Source organism: Streptomyces sp. NPDC048504, assembly GCF_043200035.1.
Classification (GTDB): Bacteria; Actinomycetota; Actinomycetes; order Streptomycetales; family Streptomycetaceae; genus Streptomyces.
This window is the reverse complement of the sequence record NZ_JBICXA010000016.1, coordinates 181,026-202,749: the sequence shown is the minus strand read 5'-3', so window position 1 is coordinate 202,749 and position 21,724 is coordinate 181,026. Positions and strand designations below refer to the sequence as shown.

Here is a 21,724-nt window from a genome sequence, read left to right as displayed (position 1 = left end):
GTTTACAAGGTCACCGCCTCCGGCACGTCCCGCCGATACGGCTCCCCGCCCCCGAACAACTCCTCGGACACGGCCCGTACGGCGTTGACAACCAGCGGAGCGACAAGTTCCAGCGGCGCACGGCCGTCCCCGACGACCGAGATCGCGCCGACCGGGCCGTCGGGCCCGCGCAGGGCGAGGCCGACGCAGCCGAGGTCGGGAAAACACTCGCCCCGGTCGATCGCGAGCCCGTTGCGACGGCGTACGGTGCCCAACTCGCGGTGCAGCAGGTCGAGTCAGCCGATGCTGTGCGAGGTACGGCACTCCATCGCCTTCTGGTAGCGGGCGTCGATCTCCTCCGGGCTCAGCCAGGCCAGCATGGCCTTCCCGAGCCCGGTGCAGTGGGCGACCGCGCGTCCGCCGACCCGGGAGGGGATGTCGACCGCCGCCCGGCCTCCCACCTTGTCGAGGTAGTAGATCTCCGGTCCGTCGAGCACGGCGAGATGGACGACCATTTTCGTGCGCACGGCCAGGTCGAGGAGTTGGGGCGCCGCCGCCGCGCGCAGCGTGCTGTGCCTGTGGTGCAGCCAGTCCAGGCGCACCAGTTGGTCGAGGATCCGGTGGGTGGTCGAGCGTGGGAGATGGGTCCGGCGGGACACCACTTCGAGGGTGAGGTGTGTCTGGGGCCGCTCGAAGAGGTCCATGATCAGCGTCACGCGCTCCATCATCGACGGCGGCAGCGCATGCCGGTCGGCCTCGTATCGCGGGTCCAGGCGAAGGGCAGACGTCATCGTCAATGCCTCTCTGCTCAAACTGAAATCAATTCTAGTTCGGCGCCGGCGTCAACGTATCAACGGCATCGGACGCGGGCCAAGAGGCGTGCACGAGTTTATTGGTACGCCCGGTCTAAACAATGCACGAAAGCGCCGCTCCCCGGTGCACGGCCGGGGAGCGGCGGCTTGGCGGAAAAGCGCGATCAACAGCCGCGGGTCAGATCGAGCGCGATGTCCACGATCATGTCCTCCTGCCCACCGACCAGCCCCCGCCTGCCGACCTCCTGAAGGATGGTGCGCGCGTCGAGGCCGTACTGACCGGCCGCCGTCTCCGCGTGCCGCAGGAAGCTGGAGTAGGCACCCGCGTAGCCGAGGGTCAGGGTCTCCCGGTCGACGCGCACCGGACGGTCCTGGAGCGGGCGGACCAGGTCGTCGGCGGCGTCCTGGAGCGCGAACAGGTCACAACCGTGGTCCCAGCCAAGGAGGTTGGCCACCGCGATGAACGGCTCGATCGGGCAGTTGCCGGCGCCCGCGCCCTACCCTGCCAGGGACGCGTCCACCCGGGTCACGCCCTCCTCCACCGCGGTCACCGAGTTGGCGACCGAGAGGGAGGTTCGCGCTCTCGGTCTAGCGCCTCAGGACACGTTCGCGCCGACCGCCCTCAGAGACGGGGCGGCTTCTCCCCTGCGGGATCCGCGGCCACTCCGATACCGCGGAACACGGGGGCCGGCGGCAGCGGTTCCGTCCCGTCCGGCTGGGTGCGCATGCCGTCCAGCAGCAGGCGCAGGTAGCGCCGCCACAGGTCGGGCTCTCCGGTCTGGTCGGTGACCGCGGCCACCATCAGCTGGATCATCGGGAGATCCAGGTGCTCCATGTCCGGGCGCAGCGCCCCCTGCTCCTTGGCGCGCGCGACCAGCGGATCGACCAGGGGCTTGATCCGCCGGTCGACGAGAGCGTGCCGCTGGGCCGCCTTGCCGGTGCCGAGCATGACCTCGCGCAACCCCCGGTCGTGCGCCTGGAGTTCGCACACCTTCTCCAGGCTGGACGCCAGCCCGTGCCACGGGTCGGGATCGGCGGCGGCCTCCCGCGCGGACGCCTCGACCTGGTCGATCATGTCCTCGAAGACCGCGTCGACCAGTTCTTCCTTGTTGGAGAAGTGCCGGTAGGCCGTCCCCACACCGAGTCCCGCGTGGCGGGCGACGTCATCCAGCGTCGCGGCCAGACCCCGGTCGCGGAACACCTCGCGGGCGGCGGTCATCAGGCGGCGGCGGTTCAGCTCGGCGTCGCGCCGCAACGGCGGTCTGCCGGGTTCAGCGAGCTCCGCCATGCCAGTCGTCACGCCTTCCGGATGATGTCGGATCTTCCAGCTCATCGTACCGGCGCGAGCTGGGCGCCCCTTGATCAGGTTCGACCCGGCGCGATCACCCCCCCCCGACCTAAACGGAGACGATATCTCCGTTTGATGTTACGGTGGCAGAGACAAACCGGAGATGCAATCTCCGTTTACCACCTCGTGTCAGCGGGAGAAGAAGACATGGACATGCACGGAGAGAACGCGGCGCCGCAAGGGAAGGCACGGACAGGCTGGCGGAGGGGCGGCGCAGCCGTCACGGTCACCATCGCCGCGGGGCTGGCCCTGGTCGCCTGCTCCTCGGGCGGCACAAGCTCGGCCGGCGGTACAGCCAGCCCCAGCGCGAAGACGGCCGCCTGCCCCACAGGCACGACCAACGCCACCGCCGGGGCCGGTGCCGGAACGCCCGCGGGGACGCCCACCGGAATGCCGTCGGGCAACGCGGGAGGCATCGCCGTGGCCAAGACCATCAAGAAGTCGGACACCAGCACCAGCACGGTGATCGATCCCAAGGGCGCGCAGATCCGGTGCGCCACCTCCGGGATCACCACCACCCACGACATCACGTACTCCTCGCCGACCACCGACGGCAAGAAGAGCGACCTGAAGCTGGACATCCAGGTGCCCACGTCCGCATCGGGCAAGAAGCCTCTGGTCATCTACCTGACCGGCGGTGGCTTCGTCATGGCGGACCGCGCCGCCAACCTGAATCAGCGCACCTATGTGGCCGACCAGGGCTACGTGGTGGCCAGCATCCAGTACCGCACCACCAAGGACGGCGCCACGTACAAGGACGCCGTCGCCGATGTGAAGTCCGCGATCCGGTACCTCCGCGCCAACGCGGACAAGTACTCCATCGACGCCGATCAGGTCGCCGTATGGGGGCAGTCCGCGGGCGGCTACCTGGCGGCGATGACCGGCGCCACCAACGGAGAGAAGTCCTTCGACGTCGGCGACAACCTCGCCCGGAGCAGTGAAGTCCAGGGCGTGGTCGACGAGTTCGGCCCGGCCGACCTCTCCAAGCTCGCGGCCGACTACGACACGGCGGCCCAGAAGGCCAACTACGCGGCGGGCAACAGCGCCGCCCAATGGGTCTACGGCCCCGGCACCAAGAAGTCGATCGCGAACCGCACCAGCGAGGTCGCGGCCGCCGACCCGGCCACCCACATCAGCTCCAGGACCGCGCCCTTCGTCATCTTCCACGGCAGCGCCGACACCCTGGTCTCACCCAGCGAAACGCTGAACCTCCACACGGCACTGCGCGCCAAGGGCATCGACAGCACCCGCTACGTCCTCACCGGCGCCGGCCACGGCGACCTGTCCTTCACCGGCGACACCACGGCCTCCCTGCCCTGGTCCACCCAGGAGACGATGGGCCACATCGTCGACTTCCTGGGCCGGCACCTCAAGTAGCCGGGAATCAGGCGGCGTTGCCGATGACACCACGGGCCGCGACCCGGAAGGCCCTCACTTCCTGGTAGAGGACGTGCTCCCGCTCGGCGGCAAGGGCCATGTCCTCGGCCTTGCGGGTGACGTCCCCGACGCGAGCGTCGTCGGCCATCCGCCGCATGACCTCGGAGAGCCCACTGGAGGCGTCGGCGACCCGTTCGGTGACTTTCACGAGGAAGGCCGGTCCTTCGAGGATCACGACCTCGGCGGCACGATGGACCTCGCGGGCGAGGGCGATGAAGCGACGTATCTCCTCATCGACATCGGGCAGTTCGGGTTCGTCCGAACGCAGTGCGTCGAGTACGGCGTCCATGGCGATGTCGCGGTCATGGAGCGCGCCGAGGTAACGGGCGTAGGCATCGCGGCGATGCTGACGCCGCCACTGATCATTCTGCGCCCGCGTCTGTGTCCGACCGCTCACGATCGCGGCACCGAGAGTGGCGACAGAGCCGACGGCGGCGCCCAGCAGCGCGGCGAGTCCTGCGTCCATCCACCCAGTCTGCCGTTGCCGGACACCGTCCGGAAACCTGTCACGGTTCGTCACGCAGCGTGCGGCCGGGCCTCCGTGTCTGACACAGTGTCCCTTCATCCACACATCAGGGGCGTACCGTGTCCAACTCCGTATTTACGCCACCGGGCCGGCCGTCATGGGCCGCCGGATCACCTCCGAAGAAGCAGCGCGACTGGAAGCTGATCAGTGGAGTCACCGCGGGCATTCTCGTCATCGGCGGCCTCGGCACCGCCTGCCACAACACCACGGGTGCAGGCGGCAGTTCAACCGCCACCGCCACGGGCAGCAACGCCAAGACCGGCGGCAGGACCAAGACCGTCCCCGACTTTGTCGGAATGGGTCTTCAGTCCGCGCAGGACGCCGCCCAGAAGCAGGGTTTCTACACCCTCAAGTCCCACGACTCGCTCGGCCGTGACCGTCACCAGATCCTCGACCGGGACTGGAAGGTCTGCTCCCAGAACGTGAAGGCCGGTACGAGCGCGTCCACGGACACCCAACTGGACTTCGGCGCCGTGAAGTTGGACGAGACCTGCCCGGCGAAGGACCAGTCCGCGCCCGCGTCGGCCGGAGGAACCATGCCGGACTTCAAGGGGAAGTCGGTGAACACCGCCCGCGACGCGCTCCGCTCCAGTACGTCGATCACGGTCAAGGACGCCTCCGGCAAAGGGCGTTACATCCTCCTGGAGTCGAACTGGCAGGTCTGCTCGGAGAAGCCGCCCGCCGGGACGAAACTGAGCGGGCAGCCGGTGGAGTTCTCCGCGGTGAAGTTCGGGGAGTCCTGTCCATAGGCGGCACGGCAGTTACCCGAACGGGCCGTCGGCGTACCGCAACTCCCCTGCCTACATGCCTGGTTCAGGAATCATCGCCGTAACTGGCAGGCCGTACACCGTAGTCGGCGAAGCCGTGCGCGAGCAGGGCGAAGGCCTCCGCTCCGTACGCACGGACGTCGGCGGCGAGCCGGTCGATCGCCTCGTCGGCCAGGACACGTCGCCGTACGAGGTCGATGAGAGCGCGATGGACACCCATCAGGGCGTTCGCGGCCACGTACGCGGTGACGGCTCCTCGGGGACCCAGGTTCTCCTCGGCGGTGAGCCGTGCGGCCAGTGCGGCTGTCGCGCCGGCGATCGCCTGCTGTTCGCGGGCGCGGAGCGTGGGGCTGTCCGCGACCATGCGATTGACCGTCCGCAGTCGCACGACCGCCTCGTCCTCCCCGGCCTCGACCTGGGCGAGGAGCCCGGCCGGATCGGTGAGGAAATTCCGTACGGCGTCCAGGACCGGCTCGCCCGGGGGCCGGGAGTCGACGGCCGCGACCAACCGTTCTCCGAAGCCTTCGAGCCGGGCGTAGAGCAGGTCCTCTTTGCGTGGAAAGTAGTTGAAGACGGTGGCCTCGGAGACGTGCGCCTCGCGGGCGATCTCGGCGACCCGCACGGCGTCGAACCCCCGGTCGGCGAACAGCCGCCAGGCGGTGTCCGCGATCAGTGTCCGCGTCTGCTCCTTCTTCGACTCGCGAAGCCCCATCGTCACCTCTGTCCGAACCTCCGTCTCGGGGAGACAAACATCTAGGGTGACCCTATATTTAGGGTCACCCTAGCAATCGTATCAGCACGCTCTGTATCAGCACCTTCCCGAGGAGGTTCCATGACAGCGTCGAGCGCTCCTTACCTCCGCCCGCCCTGGGGAGCACGGGTCATCGGCAACCGCATGGCCAAGCTCTTCGCGCGGTCGGTACTGAGCACGCTGAGCGTCCGCGGTCGTACCAGCGGGCGCTGGCGGAGTGTGCCGGTGGCTGTCCTCGATCACGAAGGGGAGCGTTACCTCATCGCGCCCCGGGGCAACACCGAGTGGTCCCGCAACCTGCGCGCCGCGAAGAGCGGACGACTGCGACGCGGGGGCCGGGCCGAGGAGTTCGAGGCGGTCGAGGTGCCGGCCGACGAGCGTCCGCCGCTGATCGCCGTCTACCTCGAACAGTTCGGCCGCTTCCCCACCGTGGCCGAGACCTTCCGCCGACTTCCCGACCCCGCCGACCATCCCACGTTCCGCATCGTCGCCTCCCGCGGGCTCCACTGACGGCGGGCCGCTAGGTGCTCGCCAGTTGTTCGGAGGGTGCCGCTTTCTCCGCCGCCTCCTCCTCTTCGGATTTCACGGCGCGCAACAGCACGATCGGCGTGGCGATCTTCCAGATGAAGTACACCGCCGTGGGAAGCATGTTCGCGAGCAGTCCGTTCCAGGCGAACGGGCCGGTCTTCGTGAGGAAGACGAAGGCGCCCGGGACGAGCAGAATTCCGAGCACCAGATTGAGATAGCCGAACCAGCGGGGGAACACCGGCTTGGCACGGTTGTCGACGAGTGCCGCGTACCCGATCGACCAGACCTGGAGGACGAATATGCAGGCGTTGCCCACCAGCATCAGCCAGTAGATGTCCGACATCGCGTAGAGCACGTCGGGCGAGTGGCTCTCCGGTCGATAGGCCGCTGCCGCGAGTATCGCGATGGGAAAGAAGAAGCCGATCGGTGCGACGACGCCGGTGAGGAGCTGGACCATGGACAGCAGACCCCACCCGCCCTCGATACGGCGCATCTGCATGCTGGTCACGACGACGAACGGGTACTCGAACGGGGACCACGAGGACCATGATCGCGGCGCAGGCGAGGATCCCGGTCTGATGGTCGGTGAGGAATTCGACAACGCCTTGGGCATTCTCCGTCGGGTCCATCGGCGTGATGAGATGGCCGACGGAGAAAGCCACGGCGAACCCCAGCAACAGCACAAATCCGCACCACGCGGAGATGCGTTCCAATCTGAAGTGCAGGTCTTGTCGCATCAACGGATCTCCTTTGATCTCGCGATCGCGCGGCTCACTTCGTTCCCTGCTACCAGCCGACGAGCCTGTCCAGCAGCAGCGTCGTGCTCGACAGGTAGTCGCCGTAACCACCGCGGAAGAAGAGCAGTGGGGTCTTCATCGACTCGACGCGGAGTGTGCGGACGCGGCCGACGACTAGTTGGTGGTCGCCGAGTCCGACGATTTTCTCGACCGTGCAGTCGACCCACGCGACAATTCCGTCCAGGACGGGATTGCCGAGCGGGGATTCCTGCCAGTCGGCGCCCTCGAAGCGATTCGGCCCGCCGACCATCTGCCGGGACAGGCGTTCCTGATTGCCCGCGAGCGCGTTGGCGCAGAATCGCCCGGCCGTCCGGATCGTCCGCAGGGTGGTGGAGGAACCGTCCACCAGGAAGGACACCAGCGGCGGTTCCAGGGAGACGGACATGAAGGTTCCGACGGTGCCGGGGAAACCCGCGTGCTCACCGCTCGCACCGTAGGCAAGTGTCGGTGCAACTAGCGTCCCGGGGAGGGCAGTTGCCGCTCGCCGCGCGACGGCCTCGGCGATGACGCTGTCCGTGTCGAGCGGAAGGTGCGGGCCGTGCTGTTCGGTGGACCCGATGGGCAGCAGGACCAGCGCGTCGGACGGAACGTCCGGCCAGGCGGTGTGGGCGAGTTCGGTCGCCGGGTCGTTTCGCACCGTGTTCAGGCGGCCGGGGCGTCGCGGCCCAGGACGAGGGGGAAGCCCGGGGGGATGACCAGGTCGTCGGGCGTCAACTCGTGGACGGAGGAGTGCCCGAGGCCCAGCACCGCCGAGTCGAGACCGCTGCGCAGGATGTCCAGGACGTTCTCGACGCCGGCCTGTCCGTTCGCCGCCAGGCCCCAGAGGTAGGCGCGCCCGATCAGTACGGCGCGGGCGCCCAGCGCGAGGGCCTTGGCCACGTCTCCGCCCCGCCGCACGCCGCCGTCGAGGAGCACTTCGATCTGCGCGCCGACCGCGTCCGCTATCGCCGGGAGTACCCGGATGGTGGCGGGGGTGGTGTCGAGGTTGTTGCCGCCGTGGTTGGAGACGGACAGGGCGGACACTCCGGCGTCGACGGCCCGCCTGGCATCGTCGACGCGGGTGACGCCCTTGAGTAGGAAGGGCCCGCCCCACTCCTTGCGCAGCCACACCACGTCCTCCCAGGTCGGGGGTGTGGTCTGCATCCACTCGCCATAGGCGCCGAAGAAAGTGGGGGCCTCGCCGCCCGGGGGCCGCAGGTTGGGGACCGAAAGGTCGGGCAGGCGACGGGACTTGGCGAACCGGAGCAGCCAACCGGGGTGGGGCAGCACGTCGGGCGCGAACCTCAGCATGGTCTTCAGGTCGAGCTTGTCCGGGATGGCCGGGCTCCCCCAGTCCCGGCCGTGGGAGAAGGACCAGTCGAGGGTGACGATGAGCGCCTTGGCACCGGCCTCCCTGGCCCGGTGCATGCGCTGCGTCATCGTCGCGCGCGTGCCGCTCCAGTACAGCTGGTAGAAGAAGTCCGGCTGAGCGGCGGCGACTTCCTCAACCGGCTTACTGGCAAAGGAACTCAGGCCCATGACGACACCCCTGTTCGCCGCCGCCCGGGCGACGGCGACCTCGCCCTCGGGGTCCACGGCCTGCACACCGGTCGGCGAGATGAGCACGGGGAGGGATGTGGGTACTCCGAGCACGGTCGTGGACAGGTCGCGTTCCGCGTGATGGCCGACGACCCTGGGCGCGAAGCCCAGTCGGGCGAACGCCGCCGTGTTGTCGTCGATCGTACGGCCGCGCTCCGAGCCCGCGACGAGCTCTCCGTACACCGTGCTCGGCAGGCGTCCCGGGCCGTGGGAGCGTCCGCGAGGGACTCGACGACGGCCAGCAGTCTGCGGTCCTTGAGGAACGTCAGTCTGCGGGTCCCGAAGTGGTAGAGGAGCGCACCGAACGGCTCCGGCCGCACCGAGACTTGAGGGTGCAGGCCGAGTGCGAGGTCGAGGGTCTGCGCGGTCATGCGGGCGGCCTAGTAGACACCGCGCATGCCGTCGATGGAGATCTCCTCGATGAGGTCGTCGGCATCGATCAACTGCTGTTCCGTGACGGGTTCTTCGGCCTTGCTCTCATTGGCCGGGACGGTCGGTGCGGACTGGAGTTCGTTCATGCGACTCTCCCCTGAGCATCCGGCTGGGCATCCGGGCGACTGCGCGGTCGACAGTAATGGCACCCCGTGCCGAAAGTGAAGAGGGAGGCGCCATGATTCTTTCGACCGGTCGGTACAGGCCTGTTCCGGGTTCCGATTGAGGTGCCCGGACGTCATCGTCGTCGGTGCGGGAGGCAGTGGCGCGCCGCTCGCCGCACGGCTCAGCGAGGACTCCGACCGCACCGTGCTGGTACTGGAGGCGGGTCCCGTGCCGCGTCAACGGGCGGCTTTCACGCGGGAGTTGCTGGACGCGCGGCTCGTCCCGGGCGCGCGGCCCGGGCATCCCGCAGTCCAGCCGTACGCGGTCCATCTCACGCCGCACCAGCCGTACACCGTCGTGCGGGGGCGCTTTCTCGGCGGGTCGACCACCGTCAACGGTGGCTACTTCGTGCGCGCCCGGCGCGAGGACTTCGAGCGCTGGTCGGCCGTGGGGGGCGCCGCCTGGTCGTACGACCGGGTGCTTCCTCTGCTGCGCTCGCTGGAGTCCGATCTCGACCACGGTGCCGACGAGGTGCACGGGGGCGGAGGTCCGGTGCGGATCCGTCGGGCGGGTCTACGGCGCCCCGCCGCCGCGGCATTCCGGTCGGCCGCAAGGGAGTTGGGATATCCCGAGGAGCCCGACAAGAACGCCCAGGGCGCTCCCGGGTTCAGGCCCGTGCCGTCCAACTCCGTGGACGGGATACGCGTCAACACCGGCGTCAGCTATCTGCTGGACGCACTCGATCGCCCCAACCTCACCGTGGAGGACGGCAGTTCGGTGACCGGAGTCGTCATCGAGCGTGGCCGGGCGACCGGCGTGGTCGTCGAGCGTGGCGGGTGTCGTACGACTCTGGAGTGCGGTGAAGTCGTGCTGTGCGCCGGGGCGTTCCGCTCCCCCCAGCTGCTGCATCTGTCGGGCATCGGACCAGGTGACGAGTTGAGGCGCCTGGGCATTCCGGTGGCCGTGAACTCCCCCGCCGTGGGAGCCCGGTTCGGCGACCATCCGCAGCTGGTGCTGGAGTGGCGGCCCCGGCGGGCGATGCCCGAGCCCGCGGACTCCTGGCTCGGCGGCTGCCTCCACCTGTCCTCGTCGGACGGCGACCACCCCGGCGATCTGGAGATCCTCCAGTCACTCGTCCCCATGGCCGGCCTGGTCCGCGGAACGGTGACCGTGCCCGGCGCACCGCTCGCGTTCCTTGCGTCCGTCCAGTCGCCCCGGCTCAGCGGCCGGCTGCGCACGTGTTCCGTGGACGCGGCCACTCCCCCGAGGATCGACTACGGCTATCTGGAGACCGCCGAGGACCGGCGACGCCTGCGCGAAGTCGCCCGCGCCACGGCCGCGTTGACCGCCACCGACGCGTTCCAGGAGGTGGCCCGCGGGCTCGTGGAGCCGGGACCGGAGGTGCTGGCGGACGACCGGATGCTCGACCGCTGGGTCGAGGCGCGCCTCGGCACCGCGCACCACACCTGCGGCACGGTTCCCATGGGCCCCGCCGGCGATCCGGGGGCGGCCGTCGACCACTACGGGCGCGTGCACGGCATCGTCGGGCTGCGCGTCGCGGACACCTCGATCCTGCCGACTCCGCCGTTGCGCGGCCCGCCGGCCACCGCCGTCCTCGTCGGCGAGCTCGTCGCCGACGCCATGCGACGTGACCTGTCGTGACCCGGTTCAGGGAAGGGCCGGGGCCGGCCCGTCGAAGCCGGCCGCGAGCTGGCGCAGGCTCTGGTCCAACAGGTCACCCAGGACCGCCTGTTCGTCCGCCAGCCAGTGTTCGTACGCGGCGATGCACGCGGCGAGGACGGTGTGGCCGATCAACCGGGGCAGCAGGTCCGAGGACACCCTGCCCGTGCGCCGTGCGGCGAACTCCGTGACCAGTGTCCGCCACGAGGCGTAGCGCACGGTCGAGTCGGCCTGCAGCGTCGGGACCCGCAGGATGAGCGCCATGCGCTGCCGGTGCCAGGGCACCGCCGCCGGGTCGAAGCGATTGAACTCGACGACCGCGCCACGCAGCGCGTCCATCATCGGGACGGCCGCGTCGGTCGCCGCCAACAGGCCGTCGAGCTTGACCAGTTCGGCCTCGAAGTCGCCCCACACCAGGTCGTTCTTGGAGGCGAAGTAGCGGAAGAAGGTACGACGGCCGATTCCTGCCGCGGTGGCGATGTCGTCGACGGTCGTCCGGTCGAACCCCTGCCGTGCGAACAGCTCGAAGCCCACCTGCTCCAGTGCGGCCCGCGTGGTCGCGGGCGGTCGGCCCGTTCTGGTCTGTCGCTGTCCGTTCTCACCGTCCACAGCGCACATCATGCACAGACGTCCATCAGGATGCCCGCCGCCGCTCTCATCCGGGGCTTGCGCAGATCGAGGACGGGGCTCGGGTTCGAGAGGCCGTGGGAGGCCAGCAGGTTCATCAGGGCCCAGACCGTGTCGGGGCGTTCCCCCAGTGGGAGTTCACGGCCGTCCGGGGTGATGACCTGGGCCGCGGTGATCCCCGCGAGGAGGCTGCTTCGGGCCCAGTCGACGTCGTAGGAGGCGCCGTTGGGGTTGGCGATGAGGACGACCTCCTTGGTGCGGTGGAGGACTGTGAGGTAGTCCATCGGTACCGTCAGCCGCCGGGCGGCGTCGAACGGGGGTGTGCCGTCGGCCGGTTGGATGCGCAGGACCGTGTCGAGGACGGGCCCGTGGTCCTGGAAGGTGGTCCGTGCGCGCATCTCCAGGAAGCGGCCGCGCACCAGCACACCGCCTCGGCGCGACCAGCGTCGGCCGACCGAGCCGAACGCGGCCTTCTCGCCCGGGAGTTGGTCGGCGAGCCGGCGCGCTTCCTCGCCCGGTTCGCTCACCGGGGCCTGTTCCTCGGGGACGGTGCGGTCCCGGTCGGCCAGGGCCGCGTAGCGTGCGGCCGTGTGCGGGTCCAGGCGCCGGAGGTCGACCGTGTCGCCGGTCATGACGACGCCTCCGACCTCCCGCGAGATCCGCATCTGCTGGAGCTGGCGGCCAACTCGCCGTGTCACCTGGGACGTTCGGCCTTCGAAGTCGATCACCCGGTAGGTCCTCGTGCCCGAGAGCAGGTTGCTGCGCGGCCAGTGGGGCGTGACCGTCCGCTGCGTCCCCGGAGCGGCCGGGGTATCGACGAGGACCACCAGGCGGCCCGCCGTGATCGCCGAGAGGCACAGGGACGGCACCCGCCACTCCCCCGTCACCTCGAACCCGCCGGTACCGTCGGTCTCCTCGGCGTCGTGCACCCTCAGCCTGAGCCTGATCAGCGGCGTGAACTCGTCGGGCGTGTAGTTGCCGCAGTGGGTCGTGAAGGTCGACTCGCCGTCGGGGTGGTACCGGGCCAGTGACGCCTCCAGTACGTCCGCCCGCACCAACTGCGCCTGTGCCGAGCCCTGTTCGACTCGGGGCGCCCACATCACGAAGGTGTCGTCCGGACACCGGACGTTCCCGCCCTGCACGCGATGCCTGCGCGTGATCCGGGGATATTCCTGGCGCGTTGCGGTGATCGCCAGGACGGGGATCATGACCGTGCCGGCCAGCCCGAGCGCGGCCATGAACGCCGGCCAGTCCCAGCCGGGATGGTCGCGCCAGGCGGAGCACCCGACGAGGAAGAAGACCGGCCCCGCGGAAAGGCAGACCGCGACGAACACCAGATTGCCCACGAACACACTCGTACGACTGCGCATTTCCCCTACCTCCTCCAGCACGGTGTCCCTGTCACGGGGTCACGCCGTCGCCCGCGTAGAGGTAACCGCCGGAGTTGGCCGGGTCGGCCACCAGCAGCACCTGATCGTCGGCGCGGGGTATCCGCAGCTTGGAGACGATGGTCCGCAGGGTGATCCGGTCGGCACTCCCGGTCGGCTGCACGACCAGGTCGACCACCGGGTCGTGGTTGACGAGTTGGCCGGTGTCGGCGATCGACACGACGACGGCGGTCGTGGTCGGCGCTCCCGCGGCGAGCAACTGCTGTACTCCGAGGCCCGAGTTGTACGCGCCGACCGACTGCTGGACCCTGGCGTAGTCCTCGTTGCCGAGGAACGCGCGAGTCGTACGGCCGTAGAAGCCCTTGCCGCTGGCCACCTGGCCCGCGATCTCGGCGGCCCGCTCCTCGCGGCTCTTGCGGCGCCCGAAGATTCCCATGTCGGCTGCTCCTTCTCGTCGGGGTGGATTCCCGTGGTTCCCGCTGTCCCTGTGGACGCTAGGCGGCCCCGGTCGCCTACCGATCCCAGGTTCGCCCGCCCGATCTCGGACGACGTACCCTCCTGACATGCCGCTTCCCAGCCAGCCGACCGGCGCGCGCCGACCCCGCGCCATGGTCATCGACGGCGCGTGGCGCGCCCTCGGACCGGGGCTGGAATCGCTGAGCGGCCCCGGCGGCGCCCCGCTGACCCGCACGGTCAAGCTGATCGTCCTGCCGCTGATCGTCAGGCCGGCCCTGCACCCCGAACTCGCGTCGGACTTCCTCGCACCGGAGCCGGCCGCGCGTCTCGACGCGCTGATACGGGAGTCCGGTGGGCGCCTCGTCGCTACGGCACAGTGGTTCACCCTGCTCAAGCGGACCCGCCGGGCGCTGGGCGTCGTGGCGGGCAACCCCCAGGATCTGTACTTCCAGCGCTGCTTCGAACTGGCCGCCGAACATGGCGACCCCGGCGCCGACGCGGGCGCGGTGGCCAGGTCCGTCGTCGAGGACGTCGCGGACGCTGGCGGCGGTCGTACGGTCGACGCGCTGAAACGATATCTGGCGGATCTCGCCCAACACGCCCGGCTGGACATGGAGTTGCGCGTCGCGTGGGAGGGGCGCCAGCTGACTCCGGCCGTCGATACGGCCGCCGCGGTCGCGCTGGCGGGTGAGGTTCTGGAGGCTTGCGGTGGGGCGGAGGGACCGAGGAACTCACCGGTGTACACGTCCATGGTCGAGGCGGGACTCGGTGAGCTGCTCGGCCGGGCCCTGTGGACGCACGCGAGCGGGGTCTGGGGGCGGGACGATCTTCCGACCCATCTCGGCCTGACGGAGCGGGAGTTGCCGCCGCGGCCGCAGGTCGGCCGGGGTGCCTCGACGGCCACGCTGCCCGCACCGCTGGACCGCACGCTCTTCGAGCGGCTCTTCGTCGTGCTCCAGTCGTCGGCTCGGCGCGAGGAGTTGCCCACGGTGCCGGAACTCGTCGGGCGGGAGGTCGGCCGCAGTTGCGCTCCGCTCGGCCTGTACGACGAGACCCTGCGCGTCGCCGTCCTGCTCGGCGGTCAACTCGCGGTCGGACTCGACCCGTTGGCCATCAGGGACCCGGCGCCGGGCCGAACAGCCGCGCACCGAGCCGTCAACAGCCGTTGGCGCAGGGAGGCTTCGGTCCTTCGCGCCCGTCGGATGACCGTCTCGCCGCACCCCGATCCGGACGGCGGGGTACTGGACGCCCTCGCCCAGGATCTCCGTACGCCCTGGACCGCCTACATGCGGCGGCTCTGGGTGCGGCTGCACGGGCGGGACGTCCGCGACGCGCCGCTCGCGGATGCCGCGTCGGCCTGGGCGGTCCTCGACGGGGTCGCCCGCTCGGTGATGATGGACCACCGCGCCCGAGTCCGGTCCGCGCTACGGACGTTGACGGCATCGACGACACCACCTGCTGCCGTGGCCGAGGCGGCCGAGTCGAGGAGTGCGTGATGGCGCGGGGCTCTGTCGACGTCCATGTCGTGCGCGGTGATGACGGCACGATCCGAATAGGCACCGTCAGTCCTGTTGACGCTCCCGACTTCACCCGTGCGGTTCTCGACGTCGCCGGAGCGGTACTGACCTGGTCTGTCCTCGGAAGCCCGGGACTGCCCATAGCGGAGATACATGACACGGCGCGTGCCCAGCAATGGCTGTGGGCGGTCTACGGCGAGCGCGTCGCCGGTGCCGTACGCGCCTGTGCGGCAGGCGAGTTGGCCGACGTACGGGTGCCCGCGGACGTGACTCCGCTCGCGGGCCGCGCCGCCCGGCTCGGCTTCGGGCACTGGGCGGCGCGGTGGTGGCCGGCGTCGTACCTGGACGGGATTCCCGCGCTCCAACCGGACGTGCTCGGGATGGAGTTGGCCGCGCTCACACACGACTGCCAGCAGTTGTTCGACGAGGGCGGCGACCAACCCGACGACTGCGTTGCCGAGTTGATCGGCGATCACCAGGTCGCCCTCGACCCGCTGATCCGGTGGTGGCGCGCCACACCGCCGTCGACGGACACGGCACGCCAACTGGAGAGCGTTCTGCGGTCGGTCGACGACGCGGCGGACAACGCGGGGTTGGACGGGCCGGCGCTCCGCCGCCTTCGGTCGTCCCTGGATCGACCCCGTCGTCCGGACGGCACCCCGGTCGATCCCGTCACGCTGTTCGTGCGACACGACGGCTACGCCCTTGCCGCGGGCGAACCGCTCCTCGCGGGCGGCCGGTTGATCGCGCGGGGCTCGGGGACCAACGACTGGCGCCGCTACCCGCCCGGCTTCGTCGACGCCTCCGAGACCGCGGTGTCCTGGACCGCTCGCGCACTCGGCGCCCGACGGCAGATCGAGGTCGAGGTCGTCGCGCACATCGCGGCGCCCGTCACCGCCGTACCCCTCGCGGCGGAAGTCCGAGTGAACGACGGTCCCCTGAATCGGGTGCCCCTCTCCAAGCGGGCCGACATGTGGACCGGCCGGGCGGACCTGGACCTCCCCGCCGGAGAGACGGAGCCGCGCATCCAACTCGGTGTCCTGCTACCCGGGTTCGACCCCGGGCCAGGTCCCGAAGGCGGCGCCGACCGCGACGCGATCCGCGCGCTGGTCCGGCGACGCCTCGCGGCAGCGGCACAGCCCGACGCGCACAACTCGCCCCCGCACGAAGGCGCTTACGGGCCGTTCCTCGCCGAGATCGCCGCCGCAACCACCGATGAGGACTACTGACGGATGCCGGACGAGGACGACAGCACGGTGGGCGACGGAGTGGACCGCACAACGGACGACGAGGCGAACCCCACCGACCACAGGGTGACGCGACTCTACGGAGAGCCGTTCGACAGCGGCTTCGCCCAGGCCGAGCGCCTTCACCTGGCCGCCGATCTCGCCGCAGCGATCGCTGTCTACGAGGCATTGCTTACCCTGGCCGAGTCCATCGAGGACTCCCCCGACGTGCGGTTCCTGCGGGCGCATCTGCTGGCGGACATGACGAGTGTCCACCTCGCCGCGACCGATCTGGCCGGGGCGGAGGACACCAACAAGCGGTCCCGTGCCCTGCTCGACGACATCGCGTCGGCACCGATGGGGCCGCGCGGCCGTCAACTGTGGCTGGAGATGCTGCTGCGGACGCTGATCGCCGGAGCCGATCTCCTGCGCAGGACCGGGCGCCTGGACGAGGCGCTGGCCTGCCTCGACGAAGCGGCGGTCAGACTGCCCGGGTTCGACGACCCCGACGGACTGCGTACCTCCGAACTCGGCCTGAACCGCGTGCACTTGATGATGGACAGGGGTGAGTGGGGAGCGGCCGAGGACCAGGCGTCGGCGCTGCTGTCGACCACGCCGACAACGGCGGTGGAGACCGTCCCGCGGCTCCTGGTCGCCCTCGGGCTGATCTGCTCCTCGACCGGACGGTTCGACCCGGCCGAGGACTACTTCGCCCGCGCCGAGGACCACTTCCGGGCGATCGGCGACACCGGTGGGCAGCGGACGCTGCTCGCGCACCGGGCGTACGCGGCGATGCACCGGGGTGAACTCGACCTCGCGGAACGGCTGTTCGCGGAGGCGTCCGCGTTCTTCGAGCAGCAGCGATGGTTCGGCGACCTCGCGGTCTGCGAACAGGCCCGTGCCTTTCTCGCCGGCCGGCGCGGCGACGCCATCGGCGCGGAGGAGCTGCTGGCGGCGAGCCTGTCCCGGTTCGAGCGGCTCGGCGCGTCGATCGCCGCCGCCGACACCATGCTGCTCGGTGCCCAACACGCGTACGGCCGGGGCGACATCGACGAGATGAAGCGGCTGGCCCAAGGCGCCCGGGACGTGTACCAGGAGCGGGAGATCCACGAGCGGTGCGCGCAGGTCGACCTCATGCTCGCCCGCACTCTTGAGGACAACCTCAGCCGGACCGATCACGGCGATCACGAGCGGGAGTCCATCGACACCGCGCTCTCCTTCGCCCTGCCCGCCGCGCTGGCCCTGGAGGCGGCGCGCTACGACTTCGCGACCGCCCACGCCCGCAGCCAGTGGCTCGAACTCGCGGACGAGGCGATGCAGTTGGTGTTCCGGCTCGCGACGCGCCGACAGGACCAGGGTCTGCTCTTCGAACTGGCGGAACACCGTTGCGCGGGCGCTTCGTTGGCCCTGGACCGCACACCGCCCGCCGCCGAGCCGGTCGAAGGCCCCGCGGCGGTCTTCCCGAGCGCGGCCATGAAGTCGTACGCGCATCACGAGCACGCCGAGGGCACGATGACGCTCGGCGGTGTCGCGGCGGAGGCCGCCGCCTCGGTCGGCCTGCGGGTCGCGCCGCCGCCGAAGGTGCGGATGTCGGCGCAGTCGGGCCCGGGCCGTGTCGCACTCCAGGAGTACATCGCGGCGGCCGAGTTCCGCTATCACCGGCGGATCGCGCACGAGGACGCGGTGCCGTTCTGGATCACCGACGAGCTGACTAGCCGCCCGGTCGTCCAGGTTCGACTGGCCGACGCCGGCGACCTGTTCATGACCTGGACGTGGGCGGGCGGGGCCCGGGGATTCGGTACCGGTCAGGGGCCCTGTGCCGAAGTCGACCAGGCGGTGAGGGAGTTGACCGACGCACTGCCGGGAGCGGGCGACGGGGCGGAGGGCATGCGGCGGGCGTTCGACGCGGGCGCGCTGGCCGACCACGGACGCGAGCACCGACTCGCGCGAACGCTGGCCGAGGCTCTGTGGCCGGAGCAACTGACCGCGCAGATACGCCAGGTGGCCGATCGGGCGGGCCGTCCCCTCGTACGGATCCAGCCCTCGCCCCGGGTCGCCCAGGTCCCCTGGGAACTGCTCGCCGTCGACGACGGGACCGACGTACGGCTCATCGACCTGGCGGATGTCGTGACCACCGCACCGGCGTCGTTGAGACCACGCAGACCAGCGCCCGCACCAGCACAGAACACCGGCACCGGCCCGGTCGTTCTCGTCCTCGACCCCCGTGTCCCCGGCTTCCGCGCCGACTCCCCGCTCGGCTCGGTCCTGGGGCCGCCCGGCTCCGACCCGGAGCTGTTGTCCCTGGTCCGGACCCGTCTCGACGCGGGCGCCGTCGTACCGTCCGTCGCGACCCCTGCGGAGGCCTTCCGCCGCACGGACCTGGACCGGGACTGGCTGAGCGGTGTGCTCCGCAAGGGCGCCCGCAGGCTGATGTACGTCGGGCATGTGAGCGGCGCGCCGGTCGAGGGCGGTCAGAGCGAGGACGGCACCCTGCACCTGTGCTGCGACGCGGGCGCCTCCGGCCTGGCCGAGCCGGTCCGCACCCACCGGCCGCTCTCGGCCAAGGACTTGCTGCTGGGCTCGCTCCCCCTGCGCGCGGACGGCGAACCGGGCGCGCGGATCTGGCCCGCGCCGCCCCGTGTCGCCCTCATCGGCTGCGAGAGCGGGGGCGATCTGCGGTTCGCCGAGTCGTTCGGCCTGGCGACGGCGATGCTGCACAACGGCGCCGAGCTCGTCACCGCCACCCGCTGGGTCCTGCCGACCAGTTTCGCGTTCCACCGGCTGGCCCAACTACCCGATTCCATACGGCCGTTGTCGGAGGCGATCGTCGCCGTGGACACGGCTCACGAGGACGAGGACCCCGTGCGGAGCCTGGGCGGCTGGCAGCGCGAGCAGCTCGACCGCTGGCGCGCGGACGGCCGTATCGAGCACTCGCCCTTGTTGTGGGCGGCCATGACCTGCGTCGTGGTGTGACGGGTCAGAGCCGCACGATGATCAGGGCCGTGTCGTCGGTGGCGCCCCCGTGCGGGAGCAGTTCGAGGAGGACGGCGTCCGCGAGGGCTTCGGGGTCGGTGTTCCGGTGCTGGACCAGGGAGTCGGCGAGGCGGGCCAGGCCCTCGTCGATGTCCTCGCGGCGGCGTTCGATCAGGCCGTCGGTGTAGAGGACCAGGGTGGAGCCGCGGGAGAACGTGGTGCCGGCCTGCGGTCGGGGCATCGGGTCGGGGCGGGCGTCGAGCGGCGGGTCGGTGGCCCGGTCCAGGAACTCGACGCGGCCGTCGGGGTGGACCAGGGCGGGCGGTGGGTGCCCGGCGCTGCTGTAGGTGATCGTGTGCCGGTCGAAGTCGACGAAGGTCGTGACCACCGTGGCGGACTCGGCGCCGTCGACCACGTTGGCGTAGCGGCCCAGGACGTCGAGGGCCTCGGCCGGGCCGTCCGCGACCCGGGAGGTGGCGCTCAGGGCGCTGCGCAGCTGGCCCATGACGCCGGCGGCGGCCAGGCCGTGGCCGACGATGTCGCCGACGGAGACGCCGATACGGTTGCCGCCGACCAGGTCGACGACGTCGTACCAGTCGCCGCAGACGTTCAGGGAGCCGACCGCCGGCCGGTAGCGCACGGCGATCTGGTGGCCCGCGCCCTGGCGGCGGGTGGGCAGCATCGCCTCCTGCAGAGCGAGGGCGACCTCGCGTTCGTGGGCGTGGGCGCTGCGCAGGCGTTCGTTGACCTCCTGCAGTTCGCGGGCGCGGGTGTACAGCTCGGCCTCCAGGACGCGGGTGCGGCTGCCGCCGGAGTCGCCGCGGGCCCGGATCAGTTCGGTGACCTCCTCGACCCGGTGGACGAGGAGGACGACCTTGCCGTCCGGGTCGAGCACGGGGGCGTTGACCGGGCTCCAGTAGCGCTGGTCCCACTGGCCGGGGCACTGCGCCGACTCGACGTCGTAGCGCTGGACGGCCATGGTGTCGCGTTCGCCGGTGGACAGGACGCGGCGGAGCGAGGTCTCCAGGTTGCGCATGCCAGTGGCGGCCGGGTCGTTCGGGTTGTCGGGGAAGACGTCGAAGAGAAAGCGGCCGACGACCTGTGCGCGGGTGCGGCCGGACATGTGCAGGAATTCCTCGTTGGCGTCCGCGTACACCAGGTCGGGGGTCAGCAGGGCCACCATGCCGGGCAGCCCCTGGAACACCGCCTCATAGTCGATCTTCGCGTCCGCCATGGCCCTGCCACCAATCGCCACTATCACACCATTTTCCCACGATATGAGCAGACCGGGTGTGACTCAGGGGGCACTTTGCGTTCACCCGGTCACTCAGTGCCACACGCTCGGTAGGGTGCCCCGGTGACAACGTCCCCCTCCCCCACCCGACTGATCGTGCTCCGCGGCAACAGCGCCTCCGGCAAGAGTTCGGTGGCCACCGGTCTGCGTGAGCGGTACGGCCGCGGTATCGCCCTGGTCCGCCAGGACGTCCTCCGGCGCGAGGTGTTGCGCGAGCGCGACATCCCCGGCGGCGCGAACATCGGCCTGATCGACCTGACCGTCCGGCACGCCCTGGCGCACGGCTTCCACACCGTGCTGGAAGGCATCCTCCACCTCGCCCACTACGGCGAGATGCTGGCCGGCCTGCTCGCCGACCACCCGGGCCGCACGCACTGCTACTACCTCGACGTGCCGTTCGAAGAGACCCTCGCCCGGCACGCCACGAAGCCCAACGCCAACGACATCACCGAGCACCAACTCCGGGAGTGGTACCGGCCGTTGGACCTGCTGCCCGGTGGCGTCGAGACCGTGGTCCCGGCGGCCAGCCCGCTGGACGGGACGGTCGACAGGGTGCTGCACGAGTCCGGCCTGTCGGTCGGGGACTCGTTGACCGGTCGTATGCCGGCCCCGTGACCGAGAGCGAGAATCCGGGTACGGCCGCGGCCCGGCTCACCGGGTGCGCGGTGGCCAGTGCGCGTCCGCTGTCCGGGGCGGTCACCGAAGTCGCTCTCGACGGTGGGCAGTTGGTGATTGTCAAAGGCGATGCGGCACCCGGCGCGGTACGGGCCGAGGCGGCGGGGTTGCGCTGGCTGGCGGAGGCCGGGACGGTCCGTGTCCCAGCGGTGCGTGCGTCGGACGAGCGCTGGCTGGTCACCGATCTCGTCCGCACCGGCCCGCCGAGTGCGCGAGCCGCCGTCCGGTTCGGCCGTGACCTGGCCGCCCTGCACGCCTCCGGCGCACCCGCGTTCGGCGCGCCACCACCCGGAGGCCCCACGGACGCGTACATCGGGCTCGCCCCGATGCGCAACGCGCCCGCCGCCGACTGGCCCAACTGGTATGCCGGGCAACGGGTGTTGCCCTATCTGCGGCGCGCGGTCGACGCGGGTACCCTACGGCCCGCCGAGGCGTCGGTGGTGGAGCGCGTCTGCGAGCGGTTGCCCCAACTCGCCGGTCCCGCCGAGCCGCCCGCGCGACTGCATGGCGATCTGTGGAACGGGAACGTGCTCTGGGGCGCCGACGGACACGTCTGGCTGATCGATCCGGCCGCGCACGGCGGCCACCGGGAGACCGACCTGGCGATGCTGCGCCTCTTCGGCTGCCCGCACCTGCCCGAAGTGCTCGACAGCTACGGGGAGTTGACGCCGCTCGCCCCCGACTGGGCCGACCGCATCGGGCTGCATCAGCTGTTTCCGCTGCTGGTGCATGTGGTGTTGTTCGGCCGCGGCTACGCCGAGCAGGCACTGTCCGTGGCGCGGGCGGCCCTGGCCCGATGACACCGGCCGGGGCGGATAACACCGGTCA

At 70.6% G+C, this 21,724-nt stretch carries 22 protein-coding genes and 2 pseudogenes; 9 read left to right on the top strand and 15 right to left on the bottom strand.

Annotated elements, in window-relative coordinates; translation table 11 throughout:
- Positions 1–2 precede the first annotated feature (2 nt).
- The 4 genes and pseudogenes from ACGFY9_RS34670 to ACGFY9_RS34655 all read right to left on the bottom strand — a co-directional run bounded on the left by ACGFY9_RS34670 (position 3) and on the right by ACGFY9_RS34655 (position 2,079).
- Entirely contained in the window at positions 3–254 is a 252-nt protein-coding gene (locus tag ACGFY9_RS34670) for a hypothetical protein (protein ID WP_393760822.1), read from the bottom strand.
- 21 nt (positions 255–275) lie between these two features.
- Positions 276–770 (bottom strand): IclR family transcriptional regulator, encoded by a 495-nt coding sequence (locus ACGFY9_RS34665; RefSeq protein WP_393760820.1) that lies wholly within the window; start codon positions 768–770, stop codon positions 276–278.
- Between the two features lie 185 nt (positions 771–955).
- Positions 956–1,363, bottom strand: a pseudogene (locus tag ACGFY9_RS34660) (4-hydroxy-2-oxovalerate aldolase); the annotation flags it as partial.
- A gap of 50 nt (positions 1,364–1,413) precedes the next feature.
- On the bottom strand, positions 1,414–2,079 hold the full coding sequence (locus ACGFY9_RS34655) for a TetR/AcrR family transcriptional regulator (RefSeq protein ID WP_393760818.1): 666 nt from the start codon (positions 2,077–2,079) through the stop codon (positions 1,414–1,416).
- 207 nt (positions 2,080–2,286) lie between these two features.
- Between ACGFY9_RS34655 and ACGFY9_RS34650 the strand changes: the two genes are divergently transcribed.
- Complete coding sequence (locus ACGFY9_RS34650) at positions 2,287–3,516, top strand: prolyl oligopeptidase family serine peptidase (protein WP_393760816.1); 1,230 nt, start codon at positions 2,287–2,289, stop codon at positions 3,514–3,516.
- Between the two features lie 7 nt (positions 3,517–3,523).
- Here ACGFY9_RS34650 and ACGFY9_RS34645 read toward each other — a convergent pair whose 3' ends face one another.
- Positions 3,524–4,042 (bottom strand): proline dehydrogenase, encoded by a 519-nt coding sequence (locus ACGFY9_RS34645; RefSeq protein ID WP_393760814.1) that lies wholly within the window; start codon positions 4,040–4,042, stop codon positions 3,524–3,526.
- A gap of 119 nt (positions 4,043–4,161) precedes the next feature.
- Here ACGFY9_RS34645 and ACGFY9_RS34640 point away from each other — a divergent pair, with 119 nt between their 5' ends.
- Positions 4,162–4,851, top strand: a complete 690-nt coding sequence (locus ACGFY9_RS34640; RefSeq protein WP_393760812.1) for a hypothetical protein — start codon at positions 4,162–4,164, stop codon at positions 4,849–4,851.
- Positions 4,852–4,915: 64 nt separating this feature from the next.
- Here the strand turns inward: ACGFY9_RS34640 and ACGFY9_RS34635 are convergent, their stop codons facing one another.
- Positions 4,916–5,581, bottom strand: a complete 666-nt coding sequence (locus tag ACGFY9_RS34635; RefSeq protein WP_393760978.1) for a TetR/AcrR family transcriptional regulator — start codon at positions 5,579–5,581, stop codon at positions 4,916–4,918.
- Between the two features lie 120 nt (positions 5,582–5,701).
- Here ACGFY9_RS34635 and ACGFY9_RS34630 point away from each other — a divergent pair, with 120 nt between their 5' ends.
- On the top strand, positions 5,702–6,130 hold the full coding sequence (locus tag ACGFY9_RS34630; protein ID WP_393760810.1) for a nitroreductase/quinone reductase family protein: 429 nt from the start codon (positions 5,702–5,704) through the stop codon (positions 6,128–6,130).
- A 10-nt stretch (positions 6,131–6,140) separates the two neighbouring features.
- Here ACGFY9_RS34630 and ACGFY9_RS34625 read toward each other — a convergent pair whose 3' ends face one another.
- The 5 genes and pseudogenes from ACGFY9_RS34625 to mftA form a co-directional block, all read right to left on the bottom strand.
- Positions 6,141–6,656, bottom strand: a complete 516-nt coding sequence (locus ACGFY9_RS34625; RefSeq protein WP_393760808.1) for a hypothetical protein — start codon at positions 6,654–6,656, stop codon at positions 6,141–6,143.
- A 278-nt stretch (positions 6,657–6,934) separates the two neighbouring features.
- On the bottom strand, positions 6,935–7,582 hold the full coding sequence (locus ACGFY9_RS34620; protein ID WP_393760806.1) for a flavin reductase: 648 nt from the start codon (positions 7,580–7,582) through the stop codon (positions 6,935–6,937).
- 5 nt (positions 7,583–7,587) lie between these two features.
- The gene (gene mftD / locus ACGFY9_RS34615) at positions 7,588–8,706 is read right to left on the bottom strand and encodes a pre-mycofactocin synthase MftD (RefSeq protein WP_393760804.1); all 1,119 of its coding nucleotides are present in this window, start codon (positions 8,704–8,706) and stop codon (positions 7,588–7,590) included.
- Positions 8,707–8,726: 20 nt separating this feature from the next.
- A pseudogene (gene mftB, locus ACGFY9_RS34610) lies at positions 8,727–8,894 on the bottom strand (mycofactocin biosynthesis chaperone MftB); the annotation flags it as partial.
- A gap of 9 nt (positions 8,895–8,903) precedes the next feature.
- Positions 8,904–9,041, bottom strand: coding sequence for a mycofactocin precursor MftA (gene mftA, locus ACGFY9_RS34605; protein ID WP_393760802.1), 138 nt, complete (start codon positions 9,039–9,041; stop codon positions 8,904–8,906).
- Between the two features lie 136 nt (positions 9,042–9,177).
- Here mftA and mftG point away from each other — a divergent pair, with 136 nt between their 5' ends.
- The gene (gene mftG, locus ACGFY9_RS34600; RefSeq protein ID WP_393760800.1) at positions 9,178–10,722 is read left to right on the top strand and encodes a mycofactocin system GMC family oxidoreductase MftG; all 1,545 of its coding nucleotides are present in this window, start codon (positions 9,178–9,180) and stop codon (positions 10,720–10,722) included.
- 6 nt (positions 10,723–10,728) lie between these two features.
- Here mftG and mftR read toward each other — a convergent pair whose 3' ends face one another.
- The 3 genes from mftR to ACGFY9_RS34585 are packed head-to-tail and all read right to left on the bottom strand — an operon-like array spanning position 10,729 to position 13,191.
- A complete protein-coding gene (gene mftR / locus ACGFY9_RS34595; protein WP_393760798.1) occupies positions 10,729–11,349 on the bottom strand; it encodes a mycofactocin system transcriptional regulator in 621 nt (206 codons plus the stop codon).
- A gap of 8 nt (positions 11,350–11,357) precedes the next feature.
- Positions 11,358–12,737: a hypothetical protein gene (locus tag ACGFY9_RS34590; protein ID WP_393760796.1), complete on the bottom strand. Its 1,380-nt coding sequence runs from the start codon at positions 12,735–12,737 to the stop codon at positions 11,358–11,360.
- 31 nt (positions 12,738–12,768) lie between these two features.
- A complete protein-coding gene (locus tag ACGFY9_RS34585; RefSeq protein ID WP_393760795.1) occupies positions 12,769–13,191 on the bottom strand; it encodes a hypothetical protein in 423 nt (140 codons plus the stop codon).
- 127 nt (positions 13,192–13,318) lie between these two features.
- Between ACGFY9_RS34585 and ACGFY9_RS34580 the strand changes: the two genes are divergently transcribed.
- From ACGFY9_RS34580 to ACGFY9_RS34570, 3 genes are read left to right on the top strand one after another with little or no spacing between them, the layout of a single operon-like run.
- Entirely contained in the window at positions 13,319–14,707 is a 1,389-nt protein-coding gene (locus tag ACGFY9_RS34580) for a hypothetical protein (RefSeq protein WP_393760793.1), read from the top strand.
- Positions 14,707–15,957 carry a hypothetical protein gene (locus ACGFY9_RS34575; RefSeq protein ID WP_393760791.1) on the top strand — a complete coding sequence of 417 codons (1,251 nt, stop codon included), beginning with the start codon at positions 14,707–14,709 and terminating at the stop codon, positions 15,955–15,957. The genes ACGFY9_RS34580 and ACGFY9_RS34575 overlap by 1 nt, the downstream gene beginning before the upstream one ends.
- Positions 15,958–15,960: 3 nt before the next feature.
- Positions 15,961–18,927, top strand: coding sequence for a CHAT domain-containing protein (locus ACGFY9_RS34570; RefSeq protein ID WP_393760789.1), 2,967 nt, complete (start codon positions 15,961–15,963; stop codon positions 18,925–18,927).
- 4 nt (positions 18,928–18,931) lie between these two features.
- Here the strand turns inward: ACGFY9_RS34570 and ACGFY9_RS34565 are convergent, their stop codons facing one another.
- Positions 18,932–20,161 (bottom strand): PP2C family protein-serine/threonine phosphatase, encoded by a 1,230-nt coding sequence (locus ACGFY9_RS34565; protein WP_393760787.1) that lies wholly within the window; start codon positions 20,159–20,161, stop codon positions 18,932–18,934.
- A gap of 123 nt (positions 20,162–20,284) precedes the next feature.
- Here ACGFY9_RS34565 and ACGFY9_RS34560 point away from each other — a divergent pair, with 123 nt between their 5' ends.
- Positions 20,285–20,836, top strand: coding sequence for an AAA family ATPase (locus ACGFY9_RS34560; protein WP_393760785.1), 552 nt, complete (start codon positions 20,285–20,287; stop codon positions 20,834–20,836).
- Positions 20,833–21,696, top strand: a complete 864-nt coding sequence (locus tag ACGFY9_RS34555; RefSeq protein ID WP_393760783.1) for a fructosamine kinase family protein — start codon at positions 20,833–20,835, stop codon at positions 21,694–21,696. The genes ACGFY9_RS34560 and ACGFY9_RS34555 overlap by 4 nt, the downstream gene beginning before the upstream one ends.
- Positions 21,697–21,724: the final 28 nt, after the last annotated feature.

Excerpts from the sequence above, each read along its gene's own strand:
- ACGFY9_RS34645 (WP_393760814.1), bottom strand. The coding sequence starts at position 4,042 with ATGGACGCAGGACTCGCCGCGCTGCTGGGCGCCGCCGTCGGCTCTGTC.
- ACGFY9_RS34630 (WP_393760810.1), top strand. The coding sequence starts at position 5,702 with ATGACAGCGTCGAGCGCTCCTTACCTCCGCCCGCCCTGGGGAGCACGG.
- mftA (WP_393760802.1), bottom strand. The coding sequence starts at position 9,041 with ATGAACGAACTCCAGTCCGCACCGACCGTCCCGGCCAATGAGAGCAAG.
- ACGFY9_RS34590 (WP_393760796.1), bottom strand. The coding sequence starts at position 12,737 with ATGCGCAGTCGTACGAGTGTGTTCGTGGGCAATCTGGTGTTCGTCGCG.
- ACGFY9_RS34565 (WP_393760787.1), bottom strand. The coding sequence starts at position 20,161 with ATGGCGGACGCGAAGATCGACTATGAGGCGGTGTTCCAGGGGCTGCCC.
- ACGFY9_RS34570 (WP_393760789.1), top strand. The coding sequence starts at position 15,961 with ATGCCGGACGAGGACGACAGCACGGTGGGCGACGGAGTGGACCGCACA.
- ACGFY9_RS34655 (WP_393760818.1), bottom strand. The coding sequence starts at position 2,079 with ATGGCGGAGCTCGCTGAACCCGGCAGACCGCCGTTGCGGCGCGACGCC.
- ACGFY9_RS34650 (WP_393760816.1), top strand. The coding sequence starts at position 2,287 with ATGGACATGCACGGAGAGAACGCGGCGCCGCAAGGGAAGGCACGGACA.
- ACGFY9_RS34575 (WP_393760791.1), top strand. The coding sequence starts at position 14,707 with ATGGCGCGGGGCTCTGTCGACGTCCATGTCGTGCGCGGTGATGACGGC.
- ACGFY9_RS34580 (WP_393760793.1), top strand. The coding sequence starts at position 13,319 with ATGCCGCTTCCCAGCCAGCCGACCGGCGCGCGCCGACCCCGCGCCATG.
- ACGFY9_RS34585 (WP_393760795.1), bottom strand. The coding sequence starts at position 13,191 with ATGGGAATCTTCGGGCGCCGCAAGAGCCGCGAGGAGCGGGCCGCCGAG.
- ACGFY9_RS34665 (WP_393760820.1), bottom strand. The coding sequence starts at position 770 with ATGACGTCTGCCCTTCGCCTGGACCCGCGATACGAGGCCGACCGGCAT.
- ACGFY9_RS34635 (WP_393760978.1), bottom strand. The coding sequence starts at position 5,581 with ATGGGGCTTCGCGAGTCGAAGAAGGAGCAGACGCGGACACTGATCGCG.